Source organism: Subtercola boreus (assembly GCF_003399645.1).
Lineage (GTDB): Bacteria > Actinomycetota > Actinomycetes > Actinomycetales > Microbacteriaceae > Subtercola > Subtercola boreus_A.
Window position 1 is genome coordinate 101,925 of the sequence record NZ_NBXD01000016.1, and the last position, 13,132, is coordinate 115,056.

The 13,132-nt window shown below is 61.9% G+C and carries 12 protein-coding genes and 4 pseudogenes; 11 read left to right on the plus strand and 5 right to left on the minus strand.

Going from position 1 to position 13,132, the window contains the following annotated elements; all coding sequences use genetic code 11:
- The 4 genes from B7R24_RS08765 (at window position 1) to B7R24_RS17775 (ending at window position 4,282) form a co-directional block, all read left to right on the plus strand.
- Entirely contained in the window at window positions 1-1,260 is a 1,260-nt protein-coding gene (locus B7R24_RS08765) for an RNA polymerase sigma factor (protein WP_116418594.1), read from the plus strand.
- A 432-nt stretch (window positions 1,261-1,692) separates the two neighbouring features.
- On the plus strand, window positions 1,693-2,628 hold the full coding sequence (locus B7R24_RS08770; protein WP_116418595.1) for an alpha/beta hydrolase family protein: 936 nt from the start codon (window positions 1,693-1,695) through the stop codon (window positions 2,626-2,628).
- 8 nt (window positions 2,629-2,636) lie between these two features.
- Window positions 2,637-3,509 carry an AraC family transcriptional regulator gene (locus B7R24_RS08775; protein WP_116418596.1) on the plus strand — a complete coding sequence of 291 codons (873 nt, stop codon included), beginning with the start codon at window positions 2,637-2,639 and terminating at the stop codon, window positions 3,507-3,509.
- A 341-nt stretch (window positions 3,510-3,850) separates the two neighbouring features.
- Entirely contained in the window at window positions 3,851-4,282 is a 432-nt protein-coding gene (locus tag B7R24_RS17775; RefSeq protein WP_216364027.1) for an SRPBCC domain-containing protein, read from the plus strand.
- A 229-nt stretch (window positions 4,283-4,511) separates the two neighbouring features.
- Here the strand turns inward: B7R24_RS17775 and B7R24_RS08785 are convergent, their stop codons facing one another.
- Complete coding sequence (locus B7R24_RS08785; RefSeq protein ID WP_172582760.1) at window positions 4,512-4,787, minus strand: TetR/AcrR family transcriptional regulator C-terminal domain-containing protein; 276 nt, start codon at window positions 4,785-4,787, stop codon at window positions 4,512-4,514.
- A gap of 61 nt (window positions 4,788-4,848) precedes the next feature.
- Window positions 4,849-4,983 (minus strand): annotated as a pseudogene (locus B7R24_RS18390) (TetR/AcrR family transcriptional regulator); the annotation flags it as partial.
- On the opposite strand from B7R24_RS18390, the pseudogene B7R24_RS18395 reads away from it, so the two are divergent.
- The 3 genes and pseudogenes from B7R24_RS18395 to B7R24_RS18405 form a co-directional block, all read left to right on the plus strand.
- A pseudogene (locus B7R24_RS18395) lies at window positions 4,962-5,108 on the plus strand (FAD-dependent monooxygenase); the annotation flags it as partial. The pseudogenes B7R24_RS18390 and B7R24_RS18395 sit on opposite strands and share 22 nt — an antisense overlap.
- A gap of 97 nt (window positions 5,109-5,205) precedes the next feature.
- Window positions 5,206-5,763 (plus strand): annotated as a pseudogene (locus tag B7R24_RS18400) (FAD-dependent monooxygenase); the annotation flags it as partial.
- Between the two features lie 143 nt (window positions 5,764-5,906).
- On the plus strand, window positions 5,907-6,296 hold the full coding sequence (locus B7R24_RS18405) for a hypothetical protein (RefSeq protein ID WP_367302616.1): 390 nt from the start codon (window positions 5,907-5,909) through the stop codon (window positions 6,294-6,296).
- 10 nt (window positions 6,297-6,306) lie between these two features.
- Here B7R24_RS18405 and B7R24_RS08805 read toward each other — a convergent pair whose 3' ends face one another.
- The 3 genes from B7R24_RS08805 to B7R24_RS18085 form a co-directional block, all read right to left on the minus strand.
- Entirely contained in the window at window positions 6,307-6,933 is a 627-nt protein-coding gene (locus B7R24_RS08805; protein WP_116418600.1) for a DUF2461 domain-containing protein, read from the minus strand.
- Window positions 6,934-6,996: 63 nt separating this feature from the next.
- The gene (locus B7R24_RS18410) at window positions 6,997-7,770 is read right to left on the minus strand and encodes a GNAT family N-acetyltransferase (protein ID WP_367302617.1); all 774 of its coding nucleotides are present in this window, start codon (window positions 7,768-7,770) and stop codon (window positions 6,997-6,999) included.
- Window positions 7,664-8,089 carry a VOC family protein gene (locus tag B7R24_RS18085; protein WP_116418602.1) on the minus strand — a complete coding sequence of 142 codons (426 nt, stop codon included), beginning with the start codon at window positions 8,087-8,089 and terminating at the stop codon, window positions 7,664-7,666. The genes B7R24_RS18410 and B7R24_RS18085 overlap by 107 nt, the downstream gene beginning before the upstream one ends.
- 654 nt (window positions 8,090-8,743) lie before the next feature.
- Between B7R24_RS18085 and B7R24_RS18415 the strand changes: the two are divergent.
- From B7R24_RS18415 to B7R24_RS17330, 4 genes and pseudogenes are all read left to right on the plus strand, one after another.
- Window positions 8,744-8,854: pseudogene (locus B7R24_RS18415) on the plus strand (DUF6596 domain-containing protein); the annotation flags it as partial.
- 803 nt (window positions 8,855-9,657) lie between these two features.
- A complete protein-coding gene (locus B7R24_RS08820; RefSeq protein ID WP_172582761.1) occupies window positions 9,658-10,416 on the plus strand; it encodes a 4'-phosphopantetheinyl transferase family protein in 759 nt (252 codons plus the stop codon).
- A 44-nt stretch (window positions 10,417-10,460) separates the two neighbouring features.
- The gene (locus tag B7R24_RS17325; RefSeq protein ID WP_147304005.1) at window positions 10,461-11,027 is read left to right on the plus strand and encodes a DUF6932 family protein; all 567 of its coding nucleotides are present in this window, start codon (window positions 10,461-10,463) and stop codon (window positions 11,025-11,027) included.
- A 218-nt stretch (window positions 11,028-11,245) separates the two neighbouring features.
- A partial coding sequence (locus B7R24_RS17330) for a formyltransferase family protein (RefSeq protein WP_301182471.1) occupies window positions 11,246-13,132 on the plus strand: 1,887 nt, incomplete at its 3' end.

Consider the following 13,132-nt stretch of genomic DNA (forward strand, 5'->3'; position numbering starts at 1 on the left):
GTGAACGAAACGGATGCCGCGGCAGCGGAATCAGGCCGCTCGAAAGCCGCGGCATCCGATCAACTCCTCGCACGGACGATCCGCGAGGAGTCCGCGCGGATCGTCTCGGCGCTCACGGGCTGGCTCGGGAGCCTCGACCTTGCAGAGGAGTCGGTCGCCGAGGCAATCGAGGAGGCCGTGCGCCAGTGGCGCACCCGCGGGGTGCCGCCCAATCCCGGAGGATGGCTGACGCAGGCGGCCCGCCACAACGCCATCGATCGCCTGCGGCGCGAGAAGCGGTACCGCGAGAAGCTGGCCCTACTCACCGATCCGCTTGAGGCCGCACCGCTCATCGTGGCAGGCGAGCCCGACGAGCGACTGCCGCTGCTGTTCGGGTGCTGTCACCCCGCTCTCTCGCCGGACGCGCAGCTCGCTCTGACGCTCCGTGCGATCTGCGGACTCACGACCGCGCAGATCGCGCGTGCCACCCTGGCCCCGGAATCGACGGTCGCGCAGCGGATCGTGCGAGCCAAACGAAAGATCGGGGCCGCCGGCATCCCCCTGCGGATCCCCGAGGGATCCGAGCGGGCCGAGCGCCTCAACATCGTCCTGACCGTCATCTCCGTGATGTACAGCGAGGCCCACCTGGTTGCGGGCGGAGACGCGGCCGCGGACCGCGACCTCGCCGACGACGCCCTGTGGCTCGCACGCGTCGTCGCACACGAACTTCCGCGGGAGGCGGAGGCGCAGGCGCAGGGACTGCTCGCACTGCTGCTGTTCCACCGAGCACGCGAAGGGGCACGCGCCGTCGATGGAGAGCTCGTTCTGCTCGCCGATCAGGACCGGGCGCGGTGGGATCGCGGACTGATCGACGAGGCACAGGCCGTTCTCGAGACGGCGGCGATGCTCCGACGCCCGGGGCGCTGGCAGCTGCACGCGGCGATCGCCGCATGCCACTCCGACACGCGCGACGGCAGTCACACCGACTGGCTCCAGGTGCTCACGCTCTACGACATGCTGCTCGCGTACGACTACTCACCAATCGTGCGGCTGAACCGCACGGTTGCGCTTGCTGAGGTCGACGGACCGCAGGCGGCACTGGACGAGGTGGATGTGCTGCGGCGCACCCTCACGGGATACCACCTCTGGCACGCCGTGCGTGCGCGGATGCTCCGGCACCTCGGCCGTCGGGACGAAGCGATGGCCGAAGACCTGTGCGCCCTGGAACTCACAGCGAACGACGCTGAGCGGCGCCTGCTGGAGGCTCGGGTCGATCGCTGAGGCGGGAAGCGTCGGAAGGGTGGCCGGCAAAGACCGGACGGATGGTGCTTGGCATCCTCGCCACCCCGGCCGAGTACGAACGCGAACTCATCGGCGAAACGGGATCGAAATAGACCGCGATCTTCCCGCATTGTCGGCGGAAGTGTTCGCCGCATGAGCTAATGCAGCGACCTGCCTCTGCCGATAGTCGTAATGTACCAACAAGCTGGCTGACGGGCTTAAAGTGCCCAACCTGCTCGATTTTGTCAAGGACGGGAGTCGCCCGCACTCCCCGTGGGCGGGTCAGTTCCGGTACTCCCGATGCGACCCGGGTGCCTGCGCGGTATCAGTATCGGGCAAGACTTCAGTTTTGAGTGTCATTCCTCAAACTGGGCGCGGTGCGTACCGTTCTGAGGAGACGGAATATCGTCTCTCACGGAAGATGAAACAGACATGACTACTGAAACGAACATCATCGACGACGTGACAAGCGCTACTCTCGAAGCGTTCGCTCACGGCCTGGCCCACTCCTCCCGCTCCCCGATACTGCGCACACCCGCCTCCGTCGGGTTGGAGTTCGAGGACATCAGCTACCCCTCGTCCGATGGCACACCGCTGGAAGCGTGGCTCATTCCATGCGCAGGATCGGACAAGCTGATCGTAGCGATGCACGCCTTCGGCTTCAGCCGATACGGCTTCCCCTCCCACCTCGAACCCTGGAAATCCGCCTTCGGCCCGGGTAACGACACCGAGATCGACTTCCTTCTCGACTACGAGATCCTGCACGCCAACGGCTACAACGTCCTCGCCTTCGATTTCCGGAACGCAGGCGTGAGCGGAGACGCCAACGGGGGCATCGCGTCGAACAACCGATTCGAGACGCGCGACGTCTTCGGCACGCTGAACTACATCCACTCCCGGCCGGATCTAGCCGGGATGACCCTCGGCCTCTTCTCCCGGTGCATGGGGGCAAACGTCACGTTCCGCGCGATCGCCGAAAACCCGGAGGCCTTCGGTGAAGTCAGGTGCCTCGTCGCACCGCTACTCCTGTCGCCGCGAGCGTTTCTCGAGACGTCGTTGGCGTCGGCCGGCCTTGCAGAGTTCGTCGACGAGACAGATCGTCGCTTCCAGCAGATAACCGGCATTCCCACCGAAGGCGGCCGCGTCAGCGCATGGGCGCCATCGGTCACCATGCCAACACTGACCTACGGTGTCCATGACGATGTCATCACCCGCCCTTCCGACCTCGAGGACGCCTACGACGCCCTCGGGACAGACCAGAAATCGATGTTCTGGATCCGCGACACCCCCCGCCGGTGGGATGGTTACAAGTACTTCCAGCGCCACCCCGAGAAGATTCTCGAGTGGTTCGCCGAATACATGAACTGAGGGCGATTATGAGCGTGCAGGGCGACATCGTCGCAGCGATCATCGCGCTGCACGACTCCGCGGGGATCGACCACCCCGAGCTCGGAGTCAGGGTGCGGGTCTCGAGGTCGCCCTCCGACCCCGCACAGGTCCTCTTCGACCCGGTACTCCACCTGCCATTTCAGGGAAGGAAGCGCCTCGTCGCCGGGTCCAGCAAGATCGAATACGGAGCCGGGGATCTGGTGATCCTGGCCGCGCATATGCCGGCTTTCGTCGAAGTGATAAAAGCCACCGGCGAAACGCCGTACGTCGCCTTGGAGATCCCATTCGACCGTCACGCTCTTTCGGCGTTGGTCGCGGAGATGCCAGCCCGTACTGCAATGGTGAGCGACGTTGGCCCGGTCACCGTCGGTGATGTTCCTGAAACCGTCCTCGGACCTGTGCTGCGACTCCTTCAACTCCAGTCCGAGCCGGCCGCAGCCGCCGTACTCGCCGCCGACGTCCGGCGCGAGATCTACTACCGGCTACTCGGCAGCCACCTCGGTGACCCGATCCGCGAGCTGCTCCGAGCCGAGTCGACCCTGACCCGGATCGACGAGGTCACCAGCTGGATGCAGGATCACTTCGACCAAAGCATACGAATGGAAGACCTTGCCGCACGAGCACAGATGAGCGTCGGGTCTTTCCATCGCCAGTTCCGGCAGATCACCGGCAGCACCCCCGGCGCGTACCACAAAGCAGTTCGGCTTCATGAAGCGCGGCGACAGATCGTGGAACAGTCTGGGACGCTCGCCCAAATAGCTTCACGAGTCGGTTTCGTCAGCCCATCCCAATTCAGCCGTGACTACAAACGGACCTTCGGAACGGCGCCGTCCCATGACGCGACCGCCTTCCGCACCTAGAGAACCGTCCCGCCACATCCTGACACCGCAGCATCCTGACACCGTGACCTCGTACCGAGAAAGGCTCCTCATGCCCGTGACACGCGTCGAGAAAGACCGCAGTATCTACCGCAGAACCGGGCCGACAGGAGATGAGCACTACGGCTGCTGGGACTGGACCGCGGTCAGCCCGCCCGAATCGTTCGAAGTCATCGACCGGTTCGCCGACGAGACGGGCGCCGTCAACACCGCTCTTCCAGCGACCCGCATGGTCTTCGAACTCGCAGCGACGGATGCCGGGTCCCGTCTCACCTGCACCTCGCACTTCGATTCTGTCGACCAGTTCGAACAGTTTGCTCGAGATGGGCGTACTCGAAGGAACCCGCGAAGCCATGGCGCAGATCGACACCGTGCTCGCCGACCTGATGAGGGTGTGGTTGCTCGGGCCGGACGGCTGGACGATGCCGGTCTGCGAGATCGCCGCGAAAGTGGGTCACAGCTACCGGTACATCTGGGAACCAGTGAGCGGTGGCGAGGGATTCGGCTTCACCGGAGAGTTGCTCGAGAACGAGCCGCCGCACCGAGCGGTCACCACTGAAACCATGATCGGAGCGGACTTTCCTGCGTCGCTCAACGAACTCACTCTCACACCGGTCGACGGCGGAACCCTGCTCTCGCTCGTTATCACCGACGCCGCCCAGCGCGACGCCATCCTTGCCACGGGAATGACCAGCGGGATGGAGACCAGCTATCAGCGCCTCGAGAGCATCCTCGCGGTCTCTTTCACAGCCTGATCATCTGGCTGATGAAGGATTTAGTGTGCATTGTCGCGGCGGCCGGTGGTCCGAGGCCGGTACGAATCCTTCCCTCTGTATTTCTGCGATCCAGCGTAGGCGTGCGGGGGATCTCGAGAGTGTCCGGCAAACGAATCGTCTGGCCGTCAAGCTAGGAGCTTGGCTGTCCCACCGATAACCGTTGGTTGGTCACGTGACCGCGCCCTCATTCGCTCACACCCCGAGGTGCTTATGCGAGAAGGAAGACGTCGATGGCCCGTGAGACACGCTGAGTGAGCTGGGCGCGAAGCTGTTCGGGGCTGCCGACGAGTGAGGGTTGGAAGTTCGAGAATCCTTGCCAGAGTCCGAAGAGGTGCTCGGCGGCTTCGTTCGGGTCGGTCACGTTCACCTGATCCGCTGCTGCGGCGTGCTCGAGCACTCGTGCGAGGTTCGCCTTTGTCCGTCGCGGACCGGTCTCGTAGAACCGTCTCGCAAGATCCGGGTCGCGGCTGAGGTTGCGGGCCACCCCTGGTCTGCTGGCTGGCTTCGATCTGTTCCATCGCTCGCAGGACACCGGCCTGGAAGAGGGCGGTTTTGTCGGCGAAGTGTTTGTAGAGAGTGGCTTTGGACACGCCGGCTTTCGCTGCAATCGATTCGAGCGTCACTGCTTCGACGCCATGTTCGGGAAAGAGGTCCCAGGATGCTCCGACCAGTGCAGCCAGTTTCTCGACGTCGACCGGGCGTCCGAGGCGCGGGACCCACCGGGTTGACGCTTGCAAACATCCTGACCCGGTACGGGATTCCCGTGCGAATCCTGGAGAAAAAGCCCCGACTCTCGACGCAGACCGGCAGACGGGCATCCGGGGACTGCCGCAGCCGGCCTTGCAGACCAGGGCGTCGCGGTCGAATTCGGTTCCGAACTTCTCTCACTCACGCAGACCGCTGGCGGGGTCACCGCCGAGATCCGCGTCGACGGATCCATCGAGCGGGCCCACTTCTCCTCCGTCGTCGGTGCCGATGGCCACGCCGGAATCACACGCCTCTTCACCCGACTGAACTTCGAGACCAAGAAGACCGGCGTCGCGATTCGCCAGCTCGACTGCCGGCTTACCTGGCATCGCCTCTCCACGATGGATCAGATGTGGCTGTCCTACTTCGAACACGGCTTCGCGGTCGTCGTCCCACTCCGCGGCGGAGTGCACCGGGTCCTGGTCATCGAGCCCACAGACGCGATGCCGAACCGTGAACCAACCCTCGCCGAGATGCAGCACAAATTGCGAAGTGTCGCGGACGATCCTGACCTCACGCTCACGGATCCCGAATGGTTCAGCTACACCGATCTCTCGATGGGTATCGCGCCCGGGCTCATCGACGGACGCATCCTCCTGGCCGGGGATGTCGGTAACCCGGTCCTTCCCAACGGCGGGCGAGGGATGAACACGGGGATCGCCGACGCGTTCAACCTCGGCTGGAAACTCGCCGCCGTAGTTCAACACGACGCCCCCGATGCGCTGCTGCAAACTTCCGACACCGAGCGGCACGCCCTCCGAACCGCCCTTGAAAAGGCCCAGTTCGCGAGCCTGAAATACACGACCCTGCGTGCGACCGGGCCCTGGACTCCCAAACCGTCCGAGGGTTCAACAGCATCCACCTGCTCGACCTGCTCTACCGCGGCGGGTGGACCCTGCTCGCATTCACGGGCCAGCGCTCGACCGCGTCGACCCGCCTCCTCGTGGAGAGGACAGAGCGATTGTGCGCCCGCGTCTCGACGTACGTCATCACTACCGACAGCGCGTCGGCGCCCGCCAGCGACGAGCCGGGGCGCATCCTGTTCGACCTCGACGGAGAAGCGCACCGAATTTACGGGGCAACCGTCCCCACCCTTGTCCTCGTCCGGCCGGATGGGCACTTGGCAATGCGCGTGAATCTTGATGCAGCAGCCGACGTCGAGAGCTCCCTCGATACGTGGGTTCCCGACGCAACACAGCAGTTCGCTGCGACCAGGAGCGACATCGAAACTGCTCAGGCGAGATGAAGTGTGGTTCTCACGGCCAAGATTTGGCGGCCCCGACATGGGTGTCGCCCCATTCGATCAGAGCTTCGACAGCCTCCCATGCGTCCCGGATCTTGTCCGGGGCAACATCGACGGGAAGCGTGGTGAGGGCTGCGTAATGCTTCAGGCGGAGAAGCTCGATGTCGGGGTGGTCGCGGTCGTAGCCCCGGGGCGCCGTCTTCAAAGCCGGACCCGCCATCTCGAAGCCCGACGAGACGAGGGCATCGATGATCTCCGTGAGCTGCGCCGCGGCGGTAGGAACAGAGTCGATAGCGGTCCGGGCGCGAACCAACTGATCCCGGCTGGGTTCGTAGATACCCCCGCCAGCCTCGAGATGATCTGCGGTCAGGCTCAGATAGACGCCCCCAACCGAACCGGCCCACATGCTGGCATTGGTCTTGTAGGGCGACTTGTCGGGACTGAACCGCACATCACGGTTGGGTCGCATGACCCGACCGGGCCCGTAGGTCTTCTCCGCTTCGCCGAGCAGATCCTCCAGAGGCTGCCGAACAGCGGTGTCATACTGCTGCCTGTGCGCATCGAAGAACTGCCGTGAATTGTCTTTCGCCAGGCCGGCCAGGAAGGCACTCGCATCTGACCCGAATCCGGTAAACGTCATGACACCACTCTGCCTGTTATCGCCCGTCACTGGGCCACTGGATATTGACGATCCCCAAAGGCATTACCTGTGTTTCAATGCTTGAGAATTCGTCCTTGGTGCTCCCTCTGGCGGACCATTCGCACCCCCAACGGCGACACCGCCACACTGCACGTCAGACGCACAGGCGCAGCCCTCCATGCATACGCCTGGGGTGCCGCCGCCGCCGACGCAATCGCCAGCGCACCCGATCTTCTCGGTGCGCAAGACGATCCCACCGGGTTCGAACCGAACCACCCACTTCGTCCGGCAACGTGCCTTCGGTGACGCGGACGCGGTGTCCCCGAGGTCCCCGCAGGCCACGAGCGCCTCGCGGCTGAAAGCGTCGGCCCTGTCATGCTTCTTCGGCGGTGAGGTCGATCCGTTTCTCCCTGGTCGGCGACCTTCACGGGGTTCTCTCCACGCAGCAGATATGGTCACAGGCGCTTCGAAAGAACCGGTGGGCGATGTTTCCACCACAAGAAGCCGCTGCCCGGACTCTCGAAGCTCCTCTTCTACCACAGCCATCAACGCCTTCCCCAGACCTCCACGCTTCAGTGTCGGGTCGACAGCAATCATCGTGAGATCCCAGAGACGGTCACCGGCAGGCTTGGGTTGAAAGTAGGCGACTGCGTGAACAGTGCCAGCCGCATCATCAACGAGGCACCGGTGTTCGGGGACCGCACTCGCAAAGTAGTCCCTCAGGAGTGCGTCACTCCGAGGGCGGGCCGCCCGCGGCCACCGCCGGGTCCATCCACATGATCTCCCACCCGTGGCCGTCGGGGTCTTCGAGGTCGCGTGAGTACATAAAGCCGTGATCCTGCAGTGTGCCGGCGGGCTCGGTGCCGCCCGCAGCCACCCCCTTGGCGATCAGCTCGTCGACCTCCTCGCGGGAATCGACCCCCAGCGCATTCAGCACCTGCGCGTAGCGCTTCGGATCAACCAGCTCCTTCTCGGTGAAGGTCGAGAAGAACGGCTTTACGAGCAGCATGATGTAGATCGAGTCCGACAGCACGATGCTCGCCGCGTTCTCGTTGCTGAACTGCGGATTGATGCTGTATCCGAGGGCCGTGTAGAAGGCCTTCGACGCCTCGAGGTCGCTGACCGGCAGGTTCACGAAGATGTTGTTGGTCGCCATGGGGTTCTCCTCGTCGAGCGGTGATGGTGGGCACAGTCAACCAGAATCTGCAATGAAACAGTCTCCTTCGCCCAGAATGGGTCATCGACGTCCCGGATGTGGACTCAGCGATCTCCCTCGTGAAGACCTGGCCGGGGCTGGACCTCGGCGGCTGTGGCGTGGAGCGTCCGATGGTGACGGACTACATCTAACGCGAGCAGTGATTGAATCGGATGCCGCCTCGACATCGCCGAAGAGGCGGTGGCCGAGGCTGTCGAGAAGCGTTGCGCGCGCGGCGGGGCGACGGGATTCCGCCGAACCCCGGCGGAGGGCTCACCCAGGCTGCACGTCACAACGCCCTCGACAGGCTCCGCCGAGAGAGAGGCTTCCGGGAGAAGCTGGCGGGTTTGGCACCCGAGGTCGAGCGGGGGCATGCGACTGAGGATCCAGCCGACACCGATTCGTCCGACGGTATCGACGACCGGCTGTCGCTGCTGTTCGGCTGCTGCCACCCCGCGCCGTCGCAGGAGGTTCAACTCGCACTCACGCTGAGAGCCGTGTGCGGCCTCACCACCGCTCAGCTCGTTGCCGGCGGCGACGTCACCTCGAATCGCGACCTCGCCGACGACGCGCTGTGGCTGGCAGGCGTGATCGCGGCGGCGCTGCCGCGCGAGGCGGAAGGTCAAGGCCTCGCTCGCGTTGCTGCTGTTCCACCGCGCGCGCGAGAAGGCCCGGTCCGTGGACGGCGAGCTTGTGCTGGTGGCCAATCAGGACCGGTCGAGATAGAACAAAACTCTCACCGTTCGCGCCAGCGCCGAGCTGAAACAAGTCGCCCCGCTACATCGCTCCGGCTGTTAGCAGCTGCACGCTGCGGTCGCCGCGTGCTCCGCGGATGCTGAGACCGCAGCGAAACCCGACTGGCTGCAGGTTCTTGTTCTTTACGACCTCCTCCTCGGCTTCGACCCATCGCCTGTTGTGCGGCTCAATCGTGCTGTCGCGCTGGATCGGGCGGGAGCATCAACGGCAGCGCTCAGCGAGGTCAACGCCCTACCCGCCTTCCCTGTCGGCCGCCTTTCGAACTGCGTCCGGTACACGAAAGTGGATCGGGAAGCGCACGAGGTCATACGAGCAGATACTGCCCACCATTGAAAGACACCGGCTTTAGCGGGCCGGTACGCTGCCGATGGATTCACGATACAACGCAAAGGGCTCGGCATTGGGGCGGCAACGGCGCCGTAACGCGGCTCACGCTAGAGAGGGCGGGCGACGACGGCGCCGTCGGGCAGCTGCACCGTCTCCCCGAGGTGCCGGGCCGACGGTCTCAGAGTTCGATCCAGAGAGCCTTTCGAACGGCTGGACACCACACCCGGGCCTCCTGCAAGTTCTTCTTCCCACTGACCCACGGATTGAGACCGCGTCAGCGGTAGAGTCCAAAACTTAGACCTTCCCTCTCGTCAACCGACCTGAGACGCCGGTTCTTCAAACCGTCCGGGAGCGTAACCGCCCGGTACGCACCGCGGCGCTGCGCGTACTTTCCGGGATAAATGCACCGTGTCGGTGCAAGAGGACGCTTCCAGGACAATAGTGAGATGGTGGTCAAGAAGCCTTTACCTCGCATCGCTCGATCTTCGCCGACGCTACCCGAAACATCGCCCTTACAGTATTGGCTGGGTTCCGCCTTCGCAGTGGCCATTGCTTCTCCAGAAATCGCAGATAGTCAGTTGTTTCGGGAGGAGCGCGCGTACATCGCTGGTGCAACTGAGAATCGTCGTGAGGAGTTCGGGGCGGTGCGCGTGTGTGCACGACGAGCACTTGCATCACTAGACGTGGACGCAGGCGCACTCGTGCCTAATGGTGACCGCTCCCCGAGTTGGCCTGAGGGGGTCATCGGTAGCCTCGCGCATTGTCGGGACCTCTGTATTGCAGTGGTCACCACTGAACCTCACGTCCTCGGAGTCGGAATCGACGTGGAAACGTGCACGGCTGTCGATCTCGGACTTGAAAGCGTGGTTTGCACGGAAACTGAGCGTCGTTTTATTGATTCGTACCCGAGATACCTGCGAGACGACCTGCGCACGATGATCTTCTGTGCGAAGGAAGCCGTCTATAAATGTCAGTATCCGATAACAAAATTTTTCCTCGACTTTCTGGATATTGAGATTACGATAGCGGAATCTCTAGACACTTTTGTTGTCGCAAAGGTTCATCATGATCCCGATATCTCGCAGTTGCTGTCGCGGGTTGGGGGCAGTATCGTGCAACTAAACGGCTTCACTTTCGCCGTAGCAACGCTTACTGCATCTATGAGCGCTGAAGCGAGCTCAACGACAAAGGCAGTCAGGTCCTGATAAACCGTAAGTCCCGATAGTCCTGACAAGGTTGACGCAGAGCAATGTCAATTCCAGCATTCAATGCAGATGGCTTCCTACCCCCATATATCGGGCGCAGGGGGCCGCCAGAGTGGCTTTCGCCCTATCCCACTACCGCCGTTGAAGTGGTCAGGATATTCGGCACGACGTTATCACGGTGCGCTATTTTGGACGGTTGGCTAAACCATAGAGCGGCTCTGAGAGCAGCCGGTTTCGGTCGGGGATTTCAATGGCTGGTGGGAAGCTTTGTCGAGGATACGAACCCGAACGATCTCGATACCGTAGCCTTTCTTTTTCGGCCACCTGGGGTCGGGGATAGCAGCGCTCTCGCTGACCTGATGGAGATCAACAGTGCGATCTTCGACCGGGCAAAGGTCAGGGCTTCCCATGGCGTCGACTTCATCCCGGTCGACCTAGAGGGTGCACAAGAAGAGCTGATCAAGGAAGTCTGTTATTGGCTGGGTATGTTTTCCCATCGTCGAAACGACGATCTCTGGAAAGGCGTGCTTCAAATCACACTTGAAGATGAAGCTGAGGATAAAGCAGCGTACGCCCTACTCGAGACTCTGACGGTCAAATTGAGCGCGTAGCCAGGGCGGGGTACGAACGCGGGAAGCCCTGGTTGAGCAAATCGGGCATCGGACAACTCTGGCGCTGCTCAAACGACGGATGTCATCGGCGCCGACACGTGTTCAACCGTATTTCGACACGTCTCGGCTGTGGTTCGCGACCAGCCAAAGACCACCGCATACTAGTGACACCCGCAGGACATTACCGACGGCAGAGAAGCCGTCCGGAAGGGATTCAAGTGTATGAAGAACCCGCAGTTACAGGGGGCGAGACCGTCTCGAAGGTAGATGACAGCGAGGAAGCCCGGGGCTCTGGCTTCAACTCTCCAGAGAGAAATTTGTTCACGTGCGTAGTGGTGGGCAGTGGATCATTCGCAATTCACTGCATCACGCGCCTTCGCGCTCAAGGCTATTCCGTTCGAGGTGTTCTTGCATTCGACCACCTTCTTGGCAACTGGGCCAGGGATGAAGGCTTTCAATTTCTAGACTCGGTCGCCAGTCTGGATCGACTGATGACGCGGGAGAACATAGATTGGATCTTTTCGATCGTCAACCCGAAAATTCTTCCAGCGTCCTTGCTCCGGCGCGCGTCGGCAGGCGCGATAAATTATCACGACAGCCCATTGCCTCGCTACTCCGGGCGCCATGCGAGTTCGTGGGCGATTTTAGCTGGAGAAACGCGACACGGTATCACTTGGCATCGCATGATTGGCGACGTCGATGCGGGAGAGATCCTTCTCCAGCGTCATTTCGCAATCGAAGATGACGACACTGCACTCAGTTTGAATCTGAAGTGCTATCAGGAGGCCGAGAAAGCCTTCGAAGTCCTGCTTTCCCGCCTCAATACAGGAAGTTCGAGAGGCTTCTCTCAAGATCCAAAAGATCGAATGTTTTCTTCTCGTTTTCGTCGTCCGGAAGCGGCTGGATTTGTCCGCTGGGATTCCCCGGCACGAGATGCATCGAGACTCGTCCGTGCCATGAATTATGGCCCGGATCGCACTAACGCGTTGACCTGCGCGAAAATCTACAGTCCTCAAGAAATTGTTTGTATTGGCCGACTCGAGATGTCGACAACCAAATCCGGAGGTTCGCCGGGAACTCTACTCGGCATCGCGGAAGACGGCTGGCGAATCACGACGGGCACGAACGATGTCATCGTGAGTGAACTATCAAGAGCGGGAGGCACCACGGTAGATCCGCGCGTCTTGGCCGACGAACTCTCATTCGCTCCTGGCAAAAAATTATCCGTTCTGACCGATGCTGAATGTAACGCGCTGCAAGAACTACACCAACGGCTGGCAGTGCACGAAGAATTTTGGTTGCAGCGTCTTGAGCGTCTCAATCCCTCGCAACTGTCCTCCCAAAGCATGAGCACATTGCGACAAGAAGCCCGTGTGGAAGCTACGACGTGGGAGCGTTGCCCTGGTCTCGACAAAGCCGACTCGAATACGCGTGTCAATCATCTCCTCGCCACCCTGAATGTCTATCTAGCCCGTGTGACCCAGCAGTCGAAGATCGAAGTCGGCTGGGACACCGGAATGAGCTCGTCTTCAACCTCACCGGCATTGGCGCGTCTCGTTCCGATGGAAGTGGAGGTTAGTCTCGATTCTCTCTTCGATGAGATTTGTAAGTCGGTCGAATCCGAGCGCGAATTAGTCGCCAACAACGCCACCTACCCGCTCGACCTTCTCAATCGTTACCCGCAGTTGAGCGGTAATCAACAGCTTCAAGCCACTCAGCCCTGGCCTATAGCAGTCAGCGTGATTGCCGGGCAGCAAGAAAAACGAGTGGAATCGTTCGCAGGCGCTGCGTCACTCGGATCTCTCACGCTCGAAATTCGAGAATGGGATGGGTCCGTTCGTTGGATCTACGATTCAGCCGTTTTCGATTCCAGTGAGGTCAAGTTCGTTGCGCGACAGTTCTCCGCGCTCGCCGGCGCCGGGTGTAGTCCCGAAAATAGGCTGATGCCGGTCGGCCGTATTGATTTGGTTGGGCCGGATGAGCGGCGTCTTTTGGTGGAGGAGTGGAATGACACGGTCGTTCCGTTTGCTGAGGAGGCGTGTATTCATGAGATGTTCGAGGCCCAGGCGGAACGCTCCCCCGATGCGGTGGCGCTGGTCTACGAA

Bases quoted from the DNA above. Each gene is read 5' to 3' on its own strand.
- B7R24_RS17775 (WP_216364027.1), top strand. From the start codon at position 3,851: ATGGGCGTACTCGAAGGAACCCGCGAAGCCATGGCGCAGATCGACACC.
- B7R24_RS08775 (WP_116418596.1), top strand. From the start codon at position 2,637: ATGAGCGTGCAGGGCGACATCGTCGCAGCGATCATCGCGCTGCACGAC.
- B7R24_RS18085 (WP_116418602.1), bottom strand. From the start codon at position 8,089: ATGGCGACCAACAACATCTTCGTGAACCTGCCGGTCAGCGACCTCGAG.
- B7R24_RS17325 (WP_147304005.1), top strand. From the start codon at position 10,461: ATGTCAATTCCAGCATTCAATGCAGATGGCTTCCTACCCCCATATATC.
- B7R24_RS08820 (WP_172582761.1), top strand. From the start codon at position 9,658: ATGGTGGTCAAGAAGCCTTTACCTCGCATCGCTCGATCTTCGCCGACG.
- B7R24_RS08805 (WP_116418600.1), bottom strand. From the start codon at position 6,933: ATGACGTTTACCGGATTCGGGTCAGATGCGAGTGCCTTCCTGGCCGGC.
- B7R24_RS08770 (WP_116418595.1), top strand. From the start codon at position 1,693: ATGACTACTGAAACGAACATCATCGACGACGTGACAAGCGCTACTCTC.